Origin of the sequence: Leucobacter allii (assembly GCF_022919155.1) — a bacterium.
Taxonomy (GTDB): domain Bacteria; phylum Actinomycetota; class Actinomycetes; order Actinomycetales; family Microbacteriaceae; genus Leucobacter; species Leucobacter allii.
In genome coordinates this window covers 3,283,438-3,299,603 of record NZ_CP095045.1, presented here as the reverse complement: position 1 = coordinate 3,299,603, position 16,166 = coordinate 3,283,438, and the positions used below count along the sequence as shown (strand labels likewise).

16 protein-coding genes are annotated in these 16,166 nt (G+C 71.9%); 13 read left to right on the top strand and 3 right to left on the bottom strand.

Annotation, left to right across the window (positions count from 1 at the left end; all coding sequences use genetic code 11):
* Positions 1-178: 178 nt before the first annotated feature.
* Positions 179-685, bottom strand: a complete 507-nt coding sequence (locus tag MUN78_RS15255) for a hypothetical protein (protein WP_244727579.1) — start codon at positions 683-685, stop codon at positions 179-181.
* Positions 686-896: 211 nt separating this feature from the next.
* Here MUN78_RS15255 and MUN78_RS15250 point away from each other — a divergent pair, with 211 nt between their 5' ends.
* The 7 genes from MUN78_RS15250 to MUN78_RS15220 all read left to right on the top strand — a co-directional run bounded on the left by MUN78_RS15250 (position 897) and on the right by MUN78_RS15220 (position 7,367).
* Positions 897-1,175, top strand: a complete 279-nt coding sequence (locus tag MUN78_RS15250; protein WP_244692062.1) for a hypothetical protein — start codon at positions 897-899, stop codon at positions 1,173-1,175.
* 187 nt (positions 1,176-1,362) lie between these two features.
* Positions 1,363-2,715 carry a replication-associated recombination protein A gene (locus MUN78_RS15245; RefSeq protein ID WP_244727577.1) on the top strand — a complete coding sequence of 451 codons (1,353 nt, stop codon included), beginning with the start codon at positions 1,363-1,365 and terminating at the stop codon, positions 2,713-2,715.
* Positions 2,716-2,746: 31 nt separating this feature from the next.
* The gene (locus tag MUN78_RS15240; RefSeq protein ID WP_244727575.1) at positions 2,747-3,169 is read left to right on the top strand and encodes a DUF3995 domain-containing protein; all 423 of its coding nucleotides are present in this window, start codon (positions 2,747-2,749) and stop codon (positions 3,167-3,169) included.
* A 165-nt stretch (positions 3,170-3,334) separates the two neighbouring features.
* A complete protein-coding gene (locus MUN78_RS15235; protein ID WP_244727573.1) occupies positions 3,335-3,544 on the top strand; it encodes a heavy-metal-associated domain-containing protein in 210 nt (69 codons plus the stop codon).
* The gene (locus MUN78_RS15230; RefSeq protein ID WP_244727571.1) at positions 3,544-4,479 is read left to right on the top strand and encodes a heavy-metal-associated domain-containing protein; all 936 of its coding nucleotides are present in this window, start codon (positions 3,544-3,546) and stop codon (positions 4,477-4,479) included. Before MUN78_RS15235 ends, MUN78_RS15230 begins: the two co-directional genes overlap by 1 nt.
* Positions 4,480-4,524: 45 nt before the next feature.
* Entirely contained in the window at positions 4,525-6,795 is a 2,271-nt protein-coding gene (locus MUN78_RS15225; protein WP_244727570.1) for a heavy metal translocating P-type ATPase, read from the top strand.
* A gap of 119 nt (positions 6,796-6,914) precedes the next feature.
* The gene (locus MUN78_RS15220) at positions 6,915-7,367 is read left to right on the top strand and encodes an Lrp/AsnC family transcriptional regulator (protein ID WP_244692057.1); all 453 of its coding nucleotides are present in this window, start codon (positions 6,915-6,917) and stop codon (positions 7,365-7,367) included.
* Here MUN78_RS15220 and MUN78_RS15215 read toward each other — a convergent pair.
* A complete protein-coding gene (locus tag MUN78_RS15215) occupies positions 7,339-7,872 on the bottom strand; it encodes an Lrp/AsnC family transcriptional regulator (protein ID WP_244727568.1) in 534 nt (177 codons plus the stop codon). The two genes, MUN78_RS15220 and MUN78_RS15215, sit on opposite strands and share 29 nt — an antisense overlap.
* A gap of 37 nt (positions 7,873-7,909) precedes the next feature.
* Positions 7,910-9,451, bottom strand: a complete 1,542-nt coding sequence (locus MUN78_RS15210) for a nitrilase-related carbon-nitrogen hydrolase (protein ID WP_244727566.1) — start codon at positions 9,449-9,451, stop codon at positions 7,910-7,912.
* 337 nt (positions 9,452-9,788) lie between these two features.
* Here MUN78_RS15210 and MUN78_RS15205 point away from each other — a divergent pair, with 337 nt between their 5' ends.
* From MUN78_RS15205 to MUN78_RS15180, 6 genes are read left to right on the top strand one after another with little or no spacing between them, the layout of a single operon-like run.
* Positions 9,789-11,492 carry a peptide ABC transporter substrate-binding protein gene (locus MUN78_RS15205; protein WP_244727564.1) on the top strand — a complete coding sequence of 568 codons (1,704 nt, stop codon included), beginning with the start codon at positions 9,789-9,791 and terminating at the stop codon, positions 11,490-11,492.
* 5 nt (positions 11,493-11,497) lie between these two features.
* A complete protein-coding gene (locus MUN78_RS15200) occupies positions 11,498-12,466 on the top strand; it encodes an ABC transporter permease (protein WP_244692053.1) in 969 nt (322 codons plus the stop codon).
* A complete protein-coding gene (locus tag MUN78_RS15195; RefSeq protein WP_244692052.1) occupies positions 12,459-13,355 on the top strand; it encodes an ABC transporter permease in 897 nt (298 codons plus the stop codon). Before MUN78_RS15200 ends, MUN78_RS15195 begins: the two co-directional genes overlap by 8 nt.
* Positions 13,352-14,167, top strand: a complete 816-nt coding sequence (locus tag MUN78_RS15190; RefSeq protein WP_244727562.1) for an ABC transporter ATP-binding protein — start codon at positions 13,352-13,354, stop codon at positions 14,165-14,167. Before MUN78_RS15195 ends, MUN78_RS15190 begins: the two co-directional genes overlap by 4 nt.
* Entirely contained in the window at positions 14,164-15,060 is an 897-nt protein-coding gene (locus tag MUN78_RS15185) for an ABC transporter ATP-binding protein (RefSeq protein WP_244692050.1), read from the top strand. Before MUN78_RS15190 ends, MUN78_RS15185 begins: the two co-directional genes overlap by 4 nt.
* Positions 15,057-16,157, top strand: a complete 1,101-nt coding sequence (locus MUN78_RS15180; protein ID WP_244727560.1) for a C45 family autoproteolytic acyltransferase/hydrolase — start codon at positions 15,057-15,059, stop codon at positions 16,155-16,157. The genes MUN78_RS15185 and MUN78_RS15180 overlap by 4 nt, the downstream gene beginning before the upstream one ends.
* Positions 16,158-16,166 lie beyond the last annotated feature (9 nt).

Here is a 16,166-nt window from a genome sequence, read left to right as displayed (position 1 = left end):
TCTCCCCTGGGGTCCGGTGAACAGCGCCAGCCTAGCCCGCGATTCCGCCGAACACCGACCTCGCGGCGAAGCCTGTACGCCATCAGTCCACAGGGTCGGGAAACCGTTTTTATAGCCCATGCGTCCGCTGTGCACGGCGCACCTGTCGGGCTCCGGGGGCAGAGTGGGGTGCGCGGGCTCAGCCGTGCGCGAGGAGCTGCAGGGCGATCACGCCGAGTCCGAGCGCGGCCTCAGCGCCGAGCGCCACGAGCCGCTGCCACCAGCTCAGCGGGATGCGGCGCACCGCGATCCAGCCGATCGCCACGAGCGACGCCACGAGCGCTGCGGCGGCGGCGCGCAGCGCGTGCTCGACGGGCCACGTCCCGAGCGCGGAGATCCCGAGGAAGACGAACGGGAGCGCCACTGCGCCGAGCGCACCGAACGTCGTCACGGCCGCGTGGCGCAGCTCGGCCGCCGTCATCAGGCGGCCGTGGGCGACGATGTGCGAGATCAGATCCGCCGTGAAGACGGCGGACAGCGTGCCGAAGACCGTGACGAGCAGCGTCACGACGGCGTCGCCCGGCTCGACATGGCCATGGCTGCCGAGCGTGAGCACGACGGCGAGTGCGGCGAAGGTGAGATAGATCCGCTCCTTGAGGAACGCCGCGCGCTCGGCGCGCTCGGGGGCCTCGAGTCCTGCGTGCATGCGTCGATCTTCGCACCTCCGCGTCGCCTCCGATGCCTCCGCGAGTTCGCCGGAGCCTGCATCGACTTCGGTGGGACACTGGCTGCATGGACGAGACGCCGAACGGGACGGAGCGCGAGCGCGAGCGAGCGCGAGAGCACGGCGTCGCGAGTCGGGCGGTGCCGCCCCTGCCGGTCGGCGGGCGCTCATGATCGGGGCGCCCACGGATTCCGTGATTCGGAAGCGCCACCTGCGGCGGGGCTCCATCAGTACGGCGATCGGGGTCTTCTGCGGCGCGGCGATACTCGTCGGCTGGATCAGCGCGGACTGGGACCCGAACTTCCATGTCAGCGGACGGAGATACGGTCTCCCGCTGTGGCTCGCGTCCGTGCATATCGGAGTCTTCGGCGCCGGCCTCGTCTGGTTCGGCATCTCGCAGCTGCGAGCGGCTGCGCTCTTCCGGCCGAGCAGGCGCCGACCCGCCGGCGATACGGGGCAGCGCGACCCGTGAGTTCCTGGCCGATACCGATCGCCCACGGCGACGGTGACGGTGACGATGACGACCACGGATCGCACCGAGATCGACGACCGGGCGCATGAGGGTGGCCCCGGCAGGTGCGCTCGGTAGACTCGGCGGTGCCCGGCCTCCGAAGGGGGAGCGAGCCGCCGAGGGGCGGGTGCGGAAGGGGCATGGCGCGATGGGTCAGGATCAGCTCTCGCTGTTCGAGCCGGACGACGCGGCGCGTCCGCTCGCCGACCGGCTGCGCCCGTCCCGGCTGGAGGAGGTGGTCGGTCAGGAGCATCTGCTCGGCGAGGACGGGCCGATCGGCAGGATGGTCGCCGAACGGCGCCTCGTGTCGATGATCCTCTGGGGTCCGCCGGGGTGCGGGAAGACCACGATCGCCCGCCTGCTCGCCGAGCGCACCGATCTCGTCTTCGAGCCGCTGTCCGCGACCTTCTCGGGAGTCGCCGATCTGCGGAAGGTGTTCGGCGCGGCGCAGAAGCGCCGCGAGATCGGCCAGGGCACCCTGCTCTTCGTCGACGAGATCCACCGCTTCAACCGCGCCCAGCAGGACTCCTTCCTGCCGTACGTCGAGGACGGCACGATCGTGCTCGTCGGGGCGACGACCGAGAACCCGAGCTTCGAGCTCAACGGCGCACTGCTCTCCCGCTGCCAGGTGTTCGTGCTCAGACGCCTCGATGAGCGCGCCCTCACGACGCTCGTCGCGCGGGCGGAGCAGGCGATGGGCCGTGCGCTCCCGCTCGACCCGGCGGCGCGCCACGCGCTCGTGGCGATGTCCGACGGCGACGGCCGCTACCTGCTCAACCTCGTCGAGCAGCTGCAGGCGGTGCATGCTCCCCTCGACGTGGCCGGGCTCGCCCGGCTCGTGCAGCAGCGCGCCCCGCTCTACGACAAGTCGCAGGAGGGGCACTACAACCTCATCTCGGCGCTGCACAAGTCGATGCGGGGATCCGACCCCGACGCGGCGCTGTACTGGCTGGCGCGGATGCTCGACGGCGGAGAGGACCCCCTCTACGTCGCCCGGCGGCTCGTGAGATTCGCGAACGAGGACATCGCGATGGCCGACCCGGAGGCCGTCCACCAGGCGCTCGCCGCCTGGGACGTCTACGAGCGCCTCGGCTCGCCGGAGGGCGAGCTCGCGATCGCGCAGGCGGTCGTGTACCTCGCGACGGCGCCGAAATCGATCGCCGTCTACCGCGGCTTCGGCGCGGCTCGGAAGCTCGCGAAGCGGACCGGGTCCCTCATGCCGCCGCCGCACATCCTCAACGCCCCGACGCGGCTGATGAAGGATCTCGGCTACGGCGAGGGGTACCGGTACGATCCCGATACCGAGGACGGCTTCTCCGGCGCCGACTACTTCCCCGAGGGCATGGAGCGCGAGCGGGTGTACCGGCCGACGCGCAACGGCCATGAGCGGACCGTCGGCGAGCGCCTCGCCGAGTGGGAGCGCCTTCGCGGGGGCTTGCGTGAGCGGCGCGGGCGCGAGCCGGAGGATGCTCAGGACCCGGGCGGCGCGGGGGAGGGGTGACGAGCCGACGCCCCTGTGCGATCCTGGTGGCATGGCTCGGCTGAAGCGGTTCGCGAGGTGCATCGGATGGGCGGGACTGACCTCCGCGGGGGTGCTGCACGCGGTCTGGGCGACCGGATCGTCGTGGCCGGAGCGGAATCGGAAGCGTCTCGCCGAAGCCGTCGTCGGGTCCCGGACGATGCCCGGAGCCGCGCCGACCGCGACCGTCGCCGCTGCGGCGCTGCTCGGAGGGGCCGTGGCCGCCGGCGGGCTCGGCGACGGACGCGCAGCGGTCGCCCTGCGTCGCGTCATGGGCGCGGGGCTGCTGGCGCGCGCCGTGCTCGGCGGCGATACCGCACTGGCGGCTCTCCGGCTCCCGCCGGCGGGTGAGCGCTTCTCCCGGCTGGACGCGACGTACTACCGCCCGCTCTTCGGGCTGCTGGGCGCGGCGCTCCTGCTCGGGGCGCGGAAGTAGCGGCTCGCCGACCCGGGCCGCTACGGGCGGCCCAACGGAATCGCGGAGCGCGGTGGCGGCCGCGGATCCGCACGCCTCGACGTTTGCGGAATACCCTAGGGGGGTATAACGTTGATGCGTGAGAAGGTACCCCGCGGGGGTACCGTCGCGAGAGGAGGGCGGCCGATGGCTGCGAACGAGTACCGGGTGACCGGGATGACCTGCGGGCACTGCGAGATGTCCGTCCGTGAAGAAGTCGAGACGATCGAGGGCGTCGAGGGGGTCGAGGTCAGCGCGCAGACGGGCAGGCTGATCGTCAGCGGCGCGGCCGGGATCGACGATGCGCAGGTGCTGGCCGCGGTCGAGGAGGCCGGGTACACGGCGGTGCGGGTCTGATGCGGGCCGGCGCACGGCTCGCGCTGTACGGAGCGGGACTGGTGGTGGCGTTCGGCGGCGCGTTCGCTGCCGCCGGTGCCGTCGTGCCAGACGAGTTCGTCGCCGCGTGGACGGAGGGAAGCGATATGGATGCGCAGGATGCAGGCCACGGCGGAAGCGGGGAGCCGGCAGGCGCGCACGGTCCGAGCGGTGTCTCGATCGAGGCGAGCGGCTTCGTGCTCTCGCCCGTCGAGGCGCCGGGGACCGTGGGTGCCGAGGGCGAGCTGAGCTTCCGGATCGTGACCGCAGCGGGCGAGGTCGTGACCGAGTTCGCCGAGGCCCACGAGAAGGATCTCCACCTGATCGTCGTCCGCAGCGATGGCGCCGGGTACCGGCACGCCCATCCTCGTCTGGACGAGGCCACCGGGACGTGGTCGCTGCCGTGGGAGTGGGATGCGGCCGGCACGTATCGCGTGGTCGCCGATGTCACCCCGGCCGTCGCCGGGGCGGAGGGCGTGACGCTCTCCCGAACGATGCAGGTCGCCGGCGCGTTCTCGCCCGTCGCGACGGAGGTGCGGCGCACCGTCGAGGTCGACGGCTTCACCGTCAGCCTCGACGGGGAGCTCGCGGCCGGCGCGTCGGGCGATCTGACCGTCACGGTCGAGCGCGATGGCGAGCCCGTCACGGAGCTCGAGCCGTACCTCGGCGCGTTCGGTCATCTGGTCGCGCTGCGCGAGGGAGACCTGGCGTATCTCCATGTCCACGCCGAAGGCGCAGAGCCCCGCGCGGGCGACACGGCCGGCCCGAGGATCGGGTTTGCCGCCGAGCCGCCGACCGCGGGCCGCTACCTCCTGTACTTCGACTTCCAGGTCGACGGGACGGTGCGCACCGCCGCGTTCGTCATCGACGCCGGTCACGGCGACCGCGCCGCGCATGCGGACGCGGGCGGCCACTGATCCCGAGCGGTCACCGCGCCTCGTGCGCAACAGGAAGGAAGAACGATGCATGCATCAGCCCCCATCGCCCGGGAGTCGGGCATCGAGCTGGAGATCGGCGGGATGACCTGCGCTTCCTGCGCGAACCGGATCGAGCGGAAGCTGAACAAGCTCGACGGCGTCGAGGCGACGGTCAACTACGCCACGGAGAAGGCCAGGGTGACGGTGCCCGCCGGGTACGATCCGGCGCTGCTGATCGCCGAGGTGGAGAAGACCGGCTACACGGCCGCGCTCCCGAGCCCCCCGAGCCGCGGCTCGGCCCGGGGCGCCGACGGTGACGCCGAGGCGCCCGATCCCGAGCTGACCTCGCTGCGGAACCGCCTCATCGGCTCGATCGTGCTCACGGTTCCGGTGATCGCGATGGCCATGATCCCGGCGCTGCAGTTCACCTTCTGGCAGTGGGCATCGCTCGCACTCGCAGCGCCGGTCATCGTCTGGGCGGCATGGCCGTTCCACAGGGCCGCCTGGACGAATCTCACGCACGGCACCGCGACGATGGACACGCTCATCTCGATGGGCACCTCCGTCGCGCTGCTGTGGTCGCTGTACGCGCTGTTCCTCGGCACCGCGGGCGCCCCGGGGATGACGCATCCCTTCGAGCTCACCATCGCCCCCTCCGACGGCGCGGCGAACATCTACCTCGAGGTCGGGGCCGGGGTGACGATGTTCATCCTCGCGGGCCGCTACTTCGAGAAGCGCTCCAAGCGCCGGGCCGGGGCCGCGCTGCGTGCGCTGCTCGAGCTCGGCGCGAAGGAGGTCTCCGTGCTGCGGGATGGCGCCGAGGCGCGGATCCCGAGCGACGAGCTGCTCGTGGGGGACGAGTTCGTGGTGCGCCCCGGAGAGAAGATCGCGACCGACGGCGTCGTCGTCTCCGGCACCTCCGCGGTGGACGCCTCGATGCTCACCGGCGAGTCCGTGCCGGTCGAGGTCGGGCCGGGCGCCGCCGTCACCGGCGCCACCGTCAACGTCGGGGGGCGCCTCGTGATCCGGGCGAGCCGCATCGGCGCCGACACGCAGCTCGCCCAGATGGCGCGGCTCGTCGAGGACGCGCAGACCGGCAAGGCCGAGGTGCAGCGACTCGCCGACCGCATCTCGGGCGTGTTCGTGCCGATCGTCATCGTCATCGCCGTCGTCACCCTCGGCGCCTGGCTCGGCGCGGGATTCCCCGTCGCAGCCGCGTTCACCGCAGCGGTCGCCGTGCTCGTCATCGCCTGCCCGTGCGCGCTGGGCCTCGCGACCCCGACGGCCCTGCTGGTCGGCACCGGGCGCGGGGCGCAGATGGGGGTGCTCATCAAGGGCCCCGAGGTGCTCGAGTCGACCCGGAAGGTCGACACCGTCGTGCTCGACAAGACCGGCACGGTCACCACCGGCAGGATGACCCTCGTCGACGCGGTGGTCGAGCCCGGAGCGGACCGCGCGCAGCTGCTGCGTCTCGCCGGCGCCCTCGAGAGCGCCTCGGAGCACCCGATCGCCCAGGCGATCGCCCGGGGCGCCGCGCAGGAGGTCGGGCCGCTGCCGGCGGTCGAGGGCTTCGCGAGCGTCGCGGGCACGGGCGTGCAGGGCATCGTCGACGGCTCCGCCGTCATCGTCGGCCGGGAAGCGCTGCTCGCCGACTGGTCGCAGCGGCTCTCCCCGGAGCTCGCGGCGGCCAAGGCGCGCGCCGAGCGCGAGGGGAAGACGGCGGTCGCCGTCGGCTGGGACGGGCGGGCACGGGGTGTCCTCCTCGTGGCCGACACGGTCAAGCCGACGAGCGCGGAGGCCATCGCGGGACTCCGCGAGATGGGTCTCACCCCGGTGCTCCTCACGGGCGACAACGCCGCGGTCGCGGAGCGGATCGCCGCGGAGGTCGGCATCGACGAGGTGATCGCCGAGGTGCTCCCGCAGGACAAGGTCGACGTCGTCGCCCGGCTGCAGCGGGAGGGCAGGGTCGTCGCGATGATCGGCGACGGCGTCAACGACGCCCCCGCGCTCGCGCAGTCGGATCTGGGCCTCGCGATGGGCACCGGCACCGACGTCGCCATCGAGGCGGCCGACATCACCCTCGTGCGCGGCGATCTGCGCTCGGCCGTCGACGCGATCCGCTTGTCGCGCAAGACCCTGTCGACGATCAAGACCAACCTGTTCTGGGCGTTCGCCTACAACACGGCGGCGATCCCCGTCGCGGCGCTCGGCATGCTCAATCCCATGCTCGCCGGTGCGGCGATGGCGTTCTCGAGCGTCTTCGTCGTGGGCAACAGCCTCCGCCTGCGCGGCTTCAGGAGCGTCGCCTCGCGGTGACGCGCTCGAATCCACGCGCGGCGCATTCCGCGTGCGATGCGATGCCCGCCATGTGCTGAGATGGAGGGGCGCCGTCGATCGCGACGGCGCCGGGACACAGCCAGGAGCGGAGCGGCAGGATGGACGTGCAGGTCGCCGACGAGATCGATCGGCGCATCATCGATGCGCTGCGCGCGGACGGCCGTCGCCCGTTCCGCCGCATCGCCGCCGAGCTGGGCGTGAGCGAATCGACCGTGCGGGCGCGCTACGCGAGGCTCTCCTCCCTCGGGATCGTGCAGGTGGTCGGCCTCGCCGATCTGCACACGGTGGGCACGGTCGAGGGGCATCTCTCGATCCAGGTGCTCGGCGGCGAGACGCGGCGCCTGGCCGAGGAGCTCGGCCGCCGTCCCGAGGTCAGGCTCGTGGCGGCGGCCGTGGGCGCGGCCGACCTCGTGCTCGACGTGGTCTTCCCGAATCCGGGGGCGTTCCAGCGCTTCATCACGAGCGAGCTGCCGGCCTACGGGGGCGTGCGCCGCGTCGAATTCCTCCGCACGGCGGAGGTGATCAAGGACTCCTACGTCTGGGAGGGGTGAGGCGCCGCGCCGCTCGGGCTCCGCGCGCGGCCGCCGGCAGCGCGCCGGCCTGCCCGGTGCCGCCGCGCAGGCCGCCCCAGGAGTGGTCCTTGTCGAAGCGGGTGAGCACGGAGGTCTGCAGGTCAGCGATCCCGCGGATCGACCGGATCTCGTCGAGCGCGCGCTGCGCCTCGCTGAGATCCCGGCAGGTGAGTTCCACGTAGACGTCCCGCGACCCCGTGCCGAGCGAGACCCGGTTCGTGCAGGGCAGTTCGGCGAGGGCCGCGCAGACCTCCTCGGCGGCGGCGACGCGCCGGTCGACCGAGATGAACAGCCGCAGCGCCTGCAGCCCGAGGGAGAGCGGATTGCAGAGCGCCACGAAGACGAGCATGCCGGTGTCGGTCATGCGCTGCACGCGATGACGCACCGTGCCCTCGCTGAGTCCCAGCTGCGCCGCGATGGACGTGAACGAGCGGCGGCCGTCGCGGCCGAGCATCGCGAGGATCGCGGCATCGAGCTCGTCCATCTGCCGCCCCTTCCTCACCGCCGGATCCGCTTCCGGGTCACTCGCGCACCGCGCGCAGCTCATCGTGGATCCGGAGGGCCTCCGCGATCTGCATCCTATTCGAGGCGAGCTCGCCGCGCTCGTCGACCGTGACGTCCTCGATCCCGACTCTCACCTCGGCGCCGTCCTCGATCGCCGCGCGCACGACGGCCCACGTGGAGCCCTCGAGGCCGTGATAGAGCAGCGGCGCCGTCACTCCGCCGGCGCGCAGCGCCTCGGCCATCTCCCGGCAGTCCGCCACGGCCCGGACGGGATCCTCGTCGAGCGGTTCGATGAGCACCCGCACGTTGTCGTGCAGCGTCGGCGAGGCGAGCAGCGCGGGCACGTCCGCCATCGACCAGACGGCGCTCTCGAGCGTCATGCCGCGGTCCACGATCGCTTGCGCCGCCTCGGCGGCGCCGTCCTCGCAGAAGGCCACCGAGGCGAAGTCGGGCAGCCATTCCCGGGGCCACGCGGCGATCTTCGCCATCCGATCGTCGTGGCCCTCGCACGTCCAGAGCCCGGTCGTCGTGCCCACGACGATTCCCGGATCGCGCTCGCGCACCGCGCGCACGAGCGCGGCGATGTGCTCGGGATCGATGGTCTGAGCGCCGTCGGGCGTGCGGGCGTGGGCGTGCACCACGGCGGCGCCGTCGTGCACGGCGGCCGCCGCCTCTGCGGCGATCTCCTCGGGCGCGAGCGGCACGTGCGGGGTCTCGTCGCGGCTCCGGCCGCCGTTCACCGCGGCCTTCACGAAGAGCGACCGCGTGACGGCGTAGCTCGCGGCGATCCTGCGGTTCGCGAGAGCGGGCAGCGCCCGCCGCACCTCCGCGGTCCGCTCCCGGGCGACCTCGGCCGAGCACCACGCCAGCGGCGCCTCGCCGGCATCGGCCACGACGACGCCCATCGGGTCGACGATCGCGCTGCCCGCGACGCACTCCTCGCAGGCGCTGCCGCTCGCGACGACCCAGATCGTGTTCTCGATGGCGCGGGCGCGCAGCAGCGTGCTCCAGTGGTCCTCCTTGCGGCGACCGCGCATCCAGGCTGCCGAGACGGCCAGCACCTCGGCGCCCCCGTCGACGAGCGCGCGGGAGAGCTCGGGGAATCGCAGGTCGTAGCAGTTGAGGAGCCCGACCGCCCGGCCCGCGAGCTCCACGACGGGCGGCAGCGCGTCGCCGGGCTGCACGCGGGCGGACTCCTGGTAGGCGAAGGCGTCGTAGAGATGCAGCTTCCGGTAGCTGCCGGCGATGCGGCCGTCGAGGTCCACCGCGAGCATCGTGTTGAACGGCCGGCGCCCTCCGCTCGGTTCGAGACCCGAGGCGATGAGCGCGATGCGGTGGCGGGCGGAGACGGCTGCGAGGCCGTCGCGGAACCGGGCCCAGGATCGCTCGGCGACGGGCGCGAGGGAGCCGGCGACGTCGCCGGTGTGCGCCATCGCCTCCTCCGGCAGGACGAGGATCGAGACGTCCGCGGCGGCGGCCTCGGCGGCGAGCGCCTCGATGCGCGCGAGATTGGACTCCGGGTCGGCGGTCGGGGCGAACTGTGCGGCGGCGATTCTCAAGCGGGTCTCCGATCTGCGGGTGAAGCGGGTCGCGGCGTCCTCGCCGTGCCCGCGCGAGCGGGGTCAATTGTGTCCCGGGGAGGGCGGTCCGGTGCGCCCCGATTCCGATATCCGCGGTCCTATCGCCCGAATTCTGCGTACTTCGGATTCTCGCCAACATCGGGTGATGCGAGGCGTAGTCACGGCAAACCCCGGACCTTATGATGAATTTCTCCACATCAGTCAATTTTGTGGAGATCACAACACCCGTGCAGTTCTGGCGCCGGGGCGGCTCCCCGCGAGACGCACGGGCGTAGCCAGCGAACGCAGCAGGAAAGGTAACGGAGCCTTGAAACATGTGAATAGCTCGTCCCGCCCCCGGCGGGCGGCGCAGGCGATCGCGGCGGGGGCCGCGATCGCAGTGGCGATGGTCGGTTGCGCGGCGTCGCCCGGAGGCGACGCGGCGCCCGAGGCCGGTGGCATCGCGGTCGTCGCGCTCACCCAGGAGCCGGGCATGCTGAGCCCGATGTTCAACACGCAGAGCGGATCGAACCTCACCTTCGCCTTCGTGGTGGAGCCGCTCTTCACCACCCTCGACACCGGGGAGCGCGTCGCCAACCTCGCCGCCGAGATCCCCACCCGGGAGAACGGCATGGTCAGCGAGGACGGACTCACCGTCACCTACGCCCTGCACGACGGGATCACCTGGTCCGACGGCGAGCCCTTCACCGCGGACGATCTCGCCTTCACCATCGACGTGACGAAGGAGCCGGGCACCCTCGCGATCCCCGACCCCGAGTACGCCTCGGTCGCCTCCTACGAGGTGGTCGATCCGCAGACCATCGCGGTCACCTTCGTCGCGCCGCAGCCGAACTACCTCAACCTCTTCCGGCAGGTGCTGCCGAAGCACCGTTTCGACGGTCCGAGCATCGCGGAGGACGACCCCGAGCTGCGCGAGCCCACGGGCACCGGTCCTTTCGTCATCGACAAGTGGACTTCCGGCGATGAGATCGCGTTCGTGCGCAACGAGCACTACTGGCGAACCGATACCCCGCCGCTGCTCGACGGCGTCACGGTCAAGATCAACCCCGATCTGACGACGGCGGTCAACGGCTTCACCCGCGGCGAGTTCGACCTCGTGTTCGGCCTGACCGCCGGGGACCTCGACGAGGTCGCCGCTGCGGTCGATTCCGGGGCGCCCATCGAACTGCACGAGAAGCCCGAGAACACGGGCTTCGTCGAATGGCTGTGGCTGAACAACTCGGCCGGCGGCCAGCTCGGCACCCCGCATCCCGTGCTCGGGGACCCCGCGATCCGCGAGGCGATCGACCTCGGGATCGACCGCGAGGGCATCCTCGAGGACGTGCTCGGCGGCTTCGGGACGCTCAGCAACTCCCTGGTCTACTCGGGCTTCGGGGGCGAGCTCACGGAGACCGCGCCCTTCGACCCCGAGGCGGCGCGGGAGGTGCTCGAGGACGCGGGGTGGACGCTCGGCGGCGACGGCGTCCGATCCAAGGACGGTGTGCGGGCCTCGGTGAAATTCCAGACCATCAGCGGCGACGAGGTGCGCGCCCTGTACCAGCAGGTGATCCAGCAGAACCTGAAGGACATCGGGATCGAGACGGTCATCGAGAACGTGCCGTCGAACCTCATGTTCGGCGATGCCGCCGACGGCGGCCTGCTCGCCACGGGCGACTTCGACATCATGATGTCCCGGGCCGGCAAGCTGCCCGACCCGTCGGAGTGGATGATGGAGTTCGCCTCCGCGCGGATCCCCTCGGGCCCCGACACGCCCGGCTACTCCTACGCCTGGTGGAGCAATGCGGAGTACGACGCGCTCGTCGACACGGTGAACTCCGAGCTCGATCCCGAGCTGCGCGAGCAGGCCGTGCACGAGGCGAACCGGCTGTTCGCCGCCGAGCGGCCGGCGATCCCGATCTACGCCTCCCCGACCGCATGGGCCTGGTCCTCCCAGCTCTCCGGGGTCACCGACGACTCCTGGAACGGGCCCTGGGACACCACGAGCTCCGTGCACTGGAGCTTCTCGGGATCGGGCGAGTAGACACGATGGCTTCGTACCTGCTGCGCCGACTCCTGCAGTCGGTCCCGCTGCTCTTCGGCATCAGCGTGCTCGTCTTCCTGCTCATGCAGATGACGCCGGGCGGGCCGATGTCGGTGGGCGAGGGCGGAGCCTCCGGCGCCACGGCCGCGCAACTCGAGCGGTTGCGCGGCCGGTACGGCCTGAACGACCCCATCATCGTGCAGTACGCCAAGTGGCTGTGGGGGGTCGTGACGGGCGACTGGGGGAGCTCCTACCAGACGGGCAGACCCGTGCTCGACGTGATCGGGGAACGGGTGCCGACCACGCTGCTGCTCACGCTCACCGCGTTCGTCATCGCCCTCCTCATCGCCCTCCTCGTCGGCGTGCGCTCGGGCATCCGCAAGGACGGCTGGTTCGACCACGTCGCCACGGCGCTCACCTACGGCGGCCTCGCCGTACCGGGATTCTGGCTGGCGCTCATGCTGATCTTCATCTTCTCCTACAGCCTCGGCTGGCTCCCGAGCTCCGGCCTGCGAGACCTGCGGGCCTCCCACGAGGGCGCCGGCGCCGTCCTCGACCTCGCGCGGCATCTCGTGCTCCCCGTGCTCTCCCTCGTGCTCGTCTCGGTCGCGGGTCTCGCCAGGCACGTCCGCTCCTCCGTCATCGAGGTGCTCGAGCGGGACTACATCCGCTCGGCGCGCGCGAGCGGTCTTCCCGAACCGGTCGTCATCCGCAAGCACGTGCTGAAGAACGCCTCGCTGCCGGTCGTCACCATCGCGGTGCTGATGCTGCCCGAGCTGTTCCTCGGCGCCGTCGTCACCGAGACCATCTTCGGCCTGCCGGGGATGGGCCGGCTCTTCGTGGAGTCGGCCGACCTGCGCGACTACCCGGTGCTGCTCGGCATCCTCATGATCGCCGCGCTGCTCGTGCTCCTCGCCAATCTGCTCGCCGACCTCGTCTACAGTCGGCTCGATCCAAGGATCAGTTATGAATAGGACCAGCGCTCCGAAGACCCGCCTCGTGCGGCTCCAGGACCCCGCGCAGCCGGGCTTCTTCGCCCTCTACTGGAGGAGCGGGCCGGCACGATTCGGCCTCATCGCCTTCGCGGCGATCCTGCTGCTCGTCGTGGTCGGGCCGGCGTTCGTGCCCTACACCCCCGAGCAGATCGACCTCGCCGCCAAGGGGCAGCCGCCGACGCTCGCGCACCTGATGGGCACGGATGAACTCGGCCGCGACGTGCTCGCCCGGGTGCTCGACGGCGGACGCCTCACGATCCTCGTCGCCCTCATCGCCGTCGGCGTGGCCATCGTCGTCGGCGTGGTCGTGGGCGCCATCGCCGGCTACTTCGGCGGCTGGATCGACAACGTGCTCATGCGGATCGCGGACGTCTTCTACTCGATGCCGGCGCTCTTCGTCGTCATCCTGCTCGTCGCGCTCATCGGCCCCGGCTTCGCATCCATCATCCTCGCGATCTCCGCCTTCAGCTGGATGACCACCGCGCGGCTGCTCCGCGCCAGCATCCTGAGCCTCAAGAAGTCCGACTTCGTGCAGGCCGCGCGCGGACTCGGCGCGAGCGACCTGCGCCTCATCGCGGCGCACATCCTGCCCAACGCCCTCGCACCGATCTTCGTGGCGGCGACGCTCGGCATCGCCGGCGCCGTGCTCACCGAGTCGGCGCTCTCCTTCCTCGGGCTCGGCTTCCAGGCGCCGCAGGCGACCTGGGGCGGGCTCCTCGAGGAGGCGCAGCGCGCCGTCATCAGCGGCGGTCAGTGGTGGCGCGGCTTCTTCCCCGGCGTGATGATCTTCCTCGTCATCCTCTCGGTGAACTTCATCGGGGAAGGCCTGAACCGGGCGATTCTCGGCAGGAAGGAGCACCGTTCATGAGCGCACCGATGCTCGAGATCGACCGGCTGTCGGTCGGCTTCCCGGACACGCAGCGCGTCCTCGTCGACGAGCTCTCACTCGCGATCGAGGCCGGATCGGCGACGGCACTGGTCGGCGAGAGCGGCTCGGGGAAGACCCTCAGCATGCTCGCGGTCATGGGCCTGCTGCCGCCGGGGATCGGCGTGCTCGGCGGGGAGGCGCGCCTCGAGGGCGTCGATCTGCTGGCCCTGCCGCCCCGTGCCAGGCGCCGGCTGAACGGCAGCCGGATCGCGCTCATCCCGCAGGACGCGATGGCCGCGCTGAATCCGACGCTCGACGTGCAGACCCAGTTCGAACTCGTGCTGCGCACCCACGAGCGCCTCGGCGGCGCCGCCGCGAAGGCCCGAACGGTCGAGCTGCTCGACCAGGTCGGGATCCCCTCCGCCGCCTCGCGGCTGCGCAGCTACCCGCACGAGTTCTCGGGCGGGCAGCGGCAGCGCGTGATGATCGCGCTCGCGCTCAGCTGCCGGCCGGAGCTGCTGATCGCCGACGAGCCCACTACGGCCCTCGACGTCACGATCCAGCAGCAGATCCTCGACCTCGTCGCTCGCCCGCGCGAAGAGCTCGACATGACGGTGCTGTGGATCACGCACGACCTCGGCGTCGTCGCCGGTCTGGCGGACCGCGTGGCCGTGCTCCGCCACGGCCGCATGGTCGAGTCCGGCACGGCCGAGCAGATCTTCTTCCGGCCCGAGCAGCCCTACACGCGTCAGCTGCTCGCCGCCACCCCGACCCTCTTCGACGCCGAGCCCGGAACGGAGGCGCAGCCATGAGCGACGCAGACACGCTGGTCGAGGTGGAGCGCCTCCGCTACGCCTATCCCGTCAGGCGCGCCCTGTTCTCCCGTGCGGGTGAGCGGGAGCCCGCCGTCGACGAGGTCAGCTTCACGATCGCGCGCGGCGAGATCGTGGCGCTGGTCGGGGAGAGCGGATCGGGCAAGTCGACGATCGGGCGGCTGATCCTCGGCATGCTGCGCCCGGATGCGGGCCACGTGCGCTTCGCCGGGCAGGACGTGCACGCCCTCGGCCGCCGCGCGAGCCGGGCCCATCGCCACAACTACCAGATGGTCTTCCAGGACCCCTACTCCTCGCTCAACCCGCGGATGCGCGTCGGCGACGCGGTGGCCGAGGCGCTCGCGATTACCGGCGAGCTGCCGGCCGAGGCGCGCCGCGCCGCGGCCGAGGCGCTCCTCGGGCGCGTGCACCTCGACCCCGAGGTGTTTCCGCGACTGCCCGCGGAGCTCTCCGGCGGGCAGCGGCAGCGGGTGGGCATCGCCCGCGCGCTCGCCGCCCGGCCGCAGCTCCTCGTCGCCGACGAGGCGCTCGCCTCGCTCGACGTCTCGATCCAGGCGCAGGTCGCGCAGGTGCTCGCCGAGCTCAACGCCGAGGAGGGGCTGTCGATGCTCTTCATCACGCACGACCTCGCCATGGCCCGCAGACTGGCGTCGCGGATCATCGTGCTCAACCGGGGCCGGATCGTCGAGGAGGGGCCGACCGGGGACGTGATCCGCGCCCCGCGCGACGCCTACACCCGCGCGCTCATCGACGCCGTGCCGATCGCCGATCCCGTGCGCGCCCGCGCCCGGCAGCGGGAGCGCGTCGAGCGCGAGCGTCTCCTGCGGCGCACCGCATCACCCCACACCCCCACCGAAAGGACCGCTCCGTGACCGACAGCTTCCCGTTCCACCGATTCGCCGGCTCCCACTTCGAGGTGGGCCGTCAGCACGGGGAGGCGCTGCGGCCGAGGATCCTGCGGCACCTCGAGCGCCTCGAGCGGCGCTTCGCGCGCCAGGGCTTCACGCTCGACGACGCCGAGGGCGCGGCGCTCGCGTACCGGGAGAGCATCCGTGCGGTCTCGGCCGGGCTCGACGAGGAGATCCACGGCCTCGCCGAGGGCGCGGGGATCCCGCTCGGGGCCGCCTTCCTCCTGCAGCTGCGCGCGGAGGTCTTCGTCGACCTCGTCGGCCGGCACGGGGCGGAGCAGGAGTGCACGACGTTCGCGATCCTGCCCGAGCGCAGCGGCACCGCGCGCGGCTTCGTCGGGCAGAACGCCGACCTGCCGGCGATGTACCACGACCTGATGACCGTCGTGCGCGTCGCCGTCGCGGACGAGCCCGAGGTGCTGATGGTGACCCCCGCCGGGCAGATCTCCTACATCGGGATCAACGATGCGGGACTCGGCGTGTTCGCCAACTATCTCCACTGCGCGAGCTGGCGGGCGGGCTTCCCGCGGTATCTCTACACCCGGATCGCGTTGCGCGAGCGCACCGTGGGCGACGCCGAGGCGGCGCTCCGTCGGCTGCACCGCGCCTCCTCCCGGAACATCATCATGCTCGACTCGCGCGGCGGCGCCGTCGACCTCGAGAACACGCCGGAGACGATGCTCGCGCTCGCTCCCGAGGACGGCGTCCTCGTGCACGCGAACCATTACGTGCACGGCTCCCTCGTCGCGAACGAGTCGAATCCCTGGGTCGAGAACTCGCGGATCCGCCAGCGCCGGCTCGCCGCGCGGATCGAGGCGGCCGACGGCCCGATCGGCGAGGAGGAGATCGCCGCGATGCTCCGCGACCGCAGCGACGTCGGCAACGCGCTGTCGATCCATCCGGAGGACGACGTGCGCGACGTCGATCCCGAGGACCGCAACATGACCGTGACCTCGGTGATCGCCGAGCCCGGACGCGGGCAGATCTGGGTCGCGAGCGGACCCCCATCCCGCTCCCCCTATGCGCACTACGCATTCTCGGACACCGCCGCGACCGCCTGAACCGGCGCG